3 protein-coding genes and 1 pseudogene are annotated in these 1854 nt (G+C 72.0%); all 4 read right to left on the bottom strand.

The features are described 5' to 3' along the window. Positions 1–27 precede the first annotated feature (27 nt). The gene (locus Pmi06nite_RS42455) at positions 28–384 is read right to left on the bottom strand and encodes a DnaJ C-terminal domain-containing protein (RefSeq protein ID WP_239114572.1); all 357 of its coding nucleotides are present in this window, start codon (positions 382–384) and stop codon (positions 28–30) included. A gap of 277 nt (positions 385–661) precedes the next feature. Next, positions 662–799, bottom strand: a pseudogene (locus Pmi06nite_RS42450) (DnaJ domain-containing protein); the annotation flags it as partial. Then, positions 799–1422, bottom strand: a complete 624-nt coding sequence (locus tag Pmi06nite_RS41520) for a nucleotide exchange factor GrpE (protein WP_239114571.1) — start codon at positions 1420–1422, stop codon at positions 799–801. The gene Pmi06nite_RS41520 and the pseudogene Pmi06nite_RS42450, both read right to left, overlap by 1 nt. 1 nt (position 1423) lies before the next feature. Continuing rightward, positions 1424–1854: Hsp70 family protein (locus Pmi06nite_RS41515; protein WP_203958756.1), on the bottom strand; the 431-nt coding region annotated here is incomplete at its 5' end.

The raw sequence follows: 1854 nt of genomic DNA, 5'->3' as shown, positions 1-1854 counted from the left end.
GGAGCGGGATCCGTACGAGGGGATGACTCATGGCCGGGTCCTCCCTCCCGATTCGGAGCGCGAGTTGAAGCTGGAAAGGTCGGCCAGTTGCTCATAGAGGCGGCGCTCCTCGGCGCTCAGCGTGCGCGGGACCATGATCCGGACCTCGGCGAACAGGTCCCCGGGGTCGCCGCGGGGGTTGGGCATGCCCTGCCCGCGCAGGCGCAGGCGCAGGCGGCGGCCGGAGGAGGAACCGAGCGGGACCTTGACCTTCGCCTCCCCGCCAGGGGTCTCGACCGCCACGGTCGCGCCCAGCGCGGCCTCCGAGGGGGTGAGGGGCAGCTGGACATGGATGTCGCGGCCCTCGACGCGGTAGCGGGGACGATCGGTGATTCGCGGGATCAAGTACAGGTCGCCCCTCTTCGCGCCGCCGGCGCCCCCCGAACATGCCGCCGAACAGCTCCTCGAAGTCGATGCCCTCTCCGGTCTCGAACCGGACCTCCTGCCCGGCCGGGCCGCGCGCCCATCCGGCCCGGCCTCCCGTGCCCGCCCCGGCCCGGGCCCGGGCGTACGCCGCCGGGTCCACTCCCTCGGGCACCTGCCGGAAGTCCCGGCCGAACGCGTCGTAGCGCCGCCGAGTCTCAGGATCGGACAGCACCTCGTAGGCCTCCGACACCTCCTTGAAGCGGTCCTCGGCCCCGGGGTCCTTGTTGACGTCGGGATGGTGGGAGCGCGCGAGCTTGCGGTAGGCCCGCTGGATCTCCTCGCGGCCGGCCGTTCGCGGCACCCCGAGGATCTCGTAGAAGTCGCGGTCCGCCATCAATCCTCCGCCCTGGTGGACACGACGACCGACGCGGGGCGCAGCTGGTCGGGACCCTCGCCGTAGCCGGGCCGTACGATGGCGACGACCGTGCCCGGCTCGGCCTCCAGGTCCTCCACCGTGCTCACGGCCTCGTGCCTGGCGGGGTCGAACCGCGTCCCGAGATCCTCCACGCGCGGGAAGCCCAGCCGGGCGAGCACGGCCACCGCCTGGTCGCGGACGGCGCGGACGCCTTCGATGACCGCGCCGGGATCGGCGTCGGCGTCCGCGTGCCGGAGCGCCAGTTCAAGGTTGTCGATGACCGGCAGCCACTCGGCGGCGACCCTGGCCCGCTCGTCGAGCCGTTGCCTGGCGATGTCTCTGGCCGTCCGCTTGCGGAGGTTGTCGAGCTCCGCGACCGCACGCAGCCATCGATCGTGCAGCTCCTCCAGCCGGGCGTCCACCTCGATATCGGTGGCGGAACCCGTCTCACCGGTCTCGCCGGGGTTGCGGGTTTCGCGAATCGTTCCGGGCTCGCCTGTCGGCTGCGGCTCGGGCGTCTCGTGCGGCGTCCCGGGTTCGGCCTCCATCGCCTCGGCCGCTGGAGCGCACCCCTGATCCGGGATCTTCTCCTGCTCGGTCATGTCACTCAGGGCTGGTGAACTCGGCGTCGATGACGTCCTCGTCGGGGCCGCCGCCGGCCTCAGGGCCGGCAGGTTGGCCAGGTTGGCCAGGTTGGCCGGATTGTTGGGTGGTGGCGCCCAGCGCGTGGAAGACCTGCTGCAGCTCCCCCGCCAGACCGCGCAACCGGTCGACGGGCGCCTCCTCCTTGATGGCCTGACGGGCGTCGGCGATCAACTGTTCCGCCCGGGCCTTCTCATGCACCGCAACCGCATCTCCGAGCTCGGACAGACGCCGCTCCACCTGGTAGGCGATCGAATCGAGCTCGTTGCGGGCGTCGATCGCCTCACGGAGAGCCGCGTCGTCGGCGCGGTGTCGCTCGGCGTCGGCGATCATCCGATCGATCTCGCCGGTGTCCAGGTTGGAGCTCTCGCTGATCGTGATGCGCTGCTCCG

It is taken from the genome of Planotetraspora mira (genome assembly GCF_016863275.1).
Lineage (GTDB): Bacteria > Actinomycetota > Actinomycetes > Streptosporangiales > Streptosporangiaceae > Planotetraspora > Planotetraspora mira.
Note: the sequence above shows the minus strand (reverse complement) of the source record. Positions and strands in the feature narration are given on the sequence as shown.